This is a genomic window from Streptomyces griseorubiginosus, from assembly GCF_017614965.1.
GTDB classification, from domain to species: domain Bacteria; phylum Actinomycetota; class Actinomycetes; order Streptomycetales; family Streptomycetaceae; genus Streptomyces; species Streptomyces griseorubiginosus_B.
This window is the reverse complement of record NZ_WVUG01000541.1, coordinates 1-2,909: the sequence shown is the minus strand read 5'-3', so window position 1 is coordinate 2,909 and position 2,909 is coordinate 1. Positions and strand designations below refer to the sequence as shown.

4 protein-coding genes are annotated in these 2,909 nt (G+C 69.6%); 2 read left to right on the top strand and 2 right to left on the bottom strand.

What is annotated here, in order from left to right; all coding sequences use genetic code 11:
- Positions 1-1,457, top strand: a 1,457-nt coding sequence (locus tag GRC12_RS43325; protein WP_208785931.1) for a serine/threonine-protein kinase, incomplete at its 5' end; no start/stop codon positions are given.
- Complete coding sequence (locus GRC12_RS43320) at positions 1,421-1,888, top strand: hypothetical protein (protein WP_208785930.1); 468 nt, start codon at positions 1,421-1,423, stop codon at positions 1,886-1,888. The genes GRC12_RS43325 and GRC12_RS43320, both read left to right, overlap by 37 nt.
- Here GRC12_RS43320 and GRC12_RS43315 read toward each other — a convergent pair.
- Both GRC12_RS43315 and GRC12_RS43310 read right to left on the bottom strand, forming a co-directional pair.
- Complete coding sequence (locus tag GRC12_RS43315; RefSeq protein ID WP_208785929.1) at positions 1,859-2,023, bottom strand: hypothetical protein; 165 nt, start codon at positions 2,021-2,023, stop codon at positions 1,859-1,861. The genes GRC12_RS43320 and GRC12_RS43315 overlap by 30 nt on opposite strands.
- Before the next feature lie 110 nt (positions 2,024-2,133).
- Positions 2,134-2,562 (bottom strand): peptidoglycan-binding domain-containing protein, encoded by a 429-nt coding sequence (locus GRC12_RS43310; protein ID WP_208785928.1) that lies wholly within the window; start codon positions 2,560-2,562, stop codon positions 2,134-2,136.
- Positions 2,563-2,909 lie beyond the last annotated feature (347 nt).

Genomic DNA, 2,909 nt, shown 5'->3' with positions numbered 1-2,909 from the left:
GCATGGGGGAGGTGTGGCGGGCCGTCGATCCGGTGCTGGGCCGCCGCGTCGCGATCAAGTTCCTGCCGGCGCATCTGGCGGCGGGCGGTCCGCACATGGAGCGGTTCCGTCGGGAGGCGCGGGTGACCGCCCGGTTGCAGCATCCGGGTATCGCGCAAGTCTTCGACTACGGGACGCACGCCGGTCAGCCGTTCCTGGTGATGGAGCTGCTGGACGGCCGGAACCTGGGCGAGGTGATGCGCGAGCACCCGTCGGGCCTGCCGGTGCACAGGGCGCTGGACCTGGCCGCGCAGGTCGCCGACGCGCTCTCGTGCGCGCACCGGGCGGACGTCGTCCACCGTGACATCAAGCCCGCCAACCTCATGCTGCTGGCCGGAGACCGGGTCAAGGTCTGCGACTTCGGTATCCCGGGAGTCGTCGAGGCCGACTCCGACCTCACCCAGGAGGGCACGGCCATCGGCACGCCCGCCTACATGGCGCCCGAGCAGTGTCTGGGGGAGCGGGTCGACGGGCGTGCCGATCTGTATGCCCTGGGCTGTGTGCTGTTCGTGCTGCTGACCGGGCGGACGCCGTTCCCGGCGGACGGGGACTTCCGGGCCGTGATGCTCCGTCACATACATACGCCACCCCCGCCCTTGGGCTCTGTGCGCGCGGACCTTCCGGACGGGATCGGCCGGCTGGTGGCCCGGCTGCTGGCCAAGGATCCCGCCGAGCGTCCGGGCTTCGCGGGATCCGTCGCCGACCAGCTCAGGGCGCTGCGCGAAGGGCGTGCCCCCGACATGCACCCGGACCGGACAGCCCCGGTGGACCGCGTCACGGACTCCACCGGTCCACACCCGGCCGACGTACCACGCGGCGCCACCGTTCCACCGGGGGTCGAGCTGTCCACGTACCACCTCGGGAACCTGGCCGCGGAGGCGACGGAGTTCAACCTGATCGTCACGGTGACGGACACGACACCCACCCGCGCGGCCGTCGAGACGGGCACCTCGCCGGCGGTCGTGTTCCTGCTCGGGATGTCCACGGGACTACCCGAGGAGGACTTCGACGCCGTCAAGACCGCTGTCGCCGCCGCGATCGAGTCCCTCGACGACGGCGTCTCGTTCGCGGTGGTGGCGGGCTCCGCGTATGCGCAGACGCTCTATCCCGACTCGTTGCGGCTGGTGACGGCCAACGCGGTCACGAAGGCCGAGGCACGCGCCGCGCTGGCCCGTCTGAGGCCGATCGAGGCGGCGGCCCTGGGCCGCGGCTGCGCCTGGCCGACCGGCTGTTCTCCGCCCGCCCCGAGGCGGCGCGCTGCGCGATCCTGCTCACGGACATGCGGGCGGACGCCGAAAGCTCCCAGGAATTCGCCGCTGCTCTCACCTCCTACGCCGAGCGCTTCCCGTGCCACGTCCGCGGCATCGGCCGCAACTGGTCCGTGCGCCAGCTGCGTTCCATCGCCTCCACCACGCTGAGAGGCAGCGTGGACATCGTCGTCCGCCCCGCCGAGGACCTGGCAGAGGACCTGATCAAGATCGTCGAGAGACTGTCCGGTACGCCGGGCCGCGAACTCGCGCTGCGGATCACGGCGGCGGGCGGGCAGGTGCGGAGCTTCAGACAGGTCATCCCGACCGTCGAGGAGGTGACCGACCTCGGCTACCCGACCGGCCCCGACACCGTCGAGTACCCCGTCGAGGCCGGCGCCGGAACCGCCCTCGACCCGGGCCGCGACTACCACGTGCAGTTGCGGGTGCCCGCGGGCCGGCCCGGGGAGGAGACCACCATGGCCGATCTGGAGGTCATCCTGCTGCCGCCCGTCGGTGACGGCCAGGTGCTGGCCCGGCAGTCCGTCAGGGTCGTACGCACCGAGACCGCGTCACCGGCCGACGCCGACCCGGCTGAGTGACGCCCGCGTCGACACCGTCTGCTTGAGCCCGATCGGGGCCCAGGCCGCCGCGTACTTCGGGGTGCAGATCTCCTCGACCGTGTGGACGTCGCCCCGGATGACCGTTTCCTTGATGTCCGTGTGGCGTGATGCCACGAATCCTGCGAAGCCGGGCAGCAATGGCCCTCGTCGCAGCAGGACCTGGGCGGTGGAGTGGTCGGTCGGTGCAAGTCGTCGGGCGCCGGACCGCCGCCCGGACCGATCGTCTACCAGTAGAGGCGTAGGCAGGGCCACGTGTTTGAGCCGACTTCGCCGTCCCACTGGGTGGAGTCGTGTGGGAAGCACAGTTTCTGGGCGTTGATGACGGCGGCCTTGGTGTTGCTGCCGAACTGCCCGTCGACGCCCTTGGGGCTGAAGCTGGAACCGCGGTCGTCGGCCCACTGAGTGAGCAGGCACTGAACCTCTTTGACCCGGTCGTTCGCCTGGCCGTATTTGGTGTTGGTCGTAAGTGTGTTGCTCCACCCGGCGTACAGGTAGATGGTGTCGGGGTCGATCCTGTACGTGCAGGAGTAAGTTGTGGCCGCCCTTGCCGGTGCCGCAACGGCGGCCGGTGTGAGGGCGACGGATTGCAGGACGAACCCCGCGCCGAGCGCGAAGGCTCCGACGGTCAGGCTTAATCTTCTGTTCCTGAGCATGTGAGATGTCCCTTCGATGGCGGGCTACCCGCACTCTTCGGTGACCGGGCCAGAAGTTACCGGCAGTGCTGGCTACAGCTCTTACCGACGCGACGGTCATGTCATGCTCACGTTACTCGCGTGGGCAGGCCGACCGTATGAGGTATCCGCGAATTCGTCGACGGCCTGCTCGTCGCCACAGCCGTGCGCAGCGATACTGACTGCGCAGGGCTTAAGGCTGAGAAGGTGTTGTCTTTCCGGACGTGATCGACGCGTTTCCGCTGGTCAGGGGTAGGAGTGTTGGTTCCGTGGGAGTGGTGGCCTGTCGGGTCGTCGTTCCCCGGGAGGTCGCGGATGCCGTCGGTTGT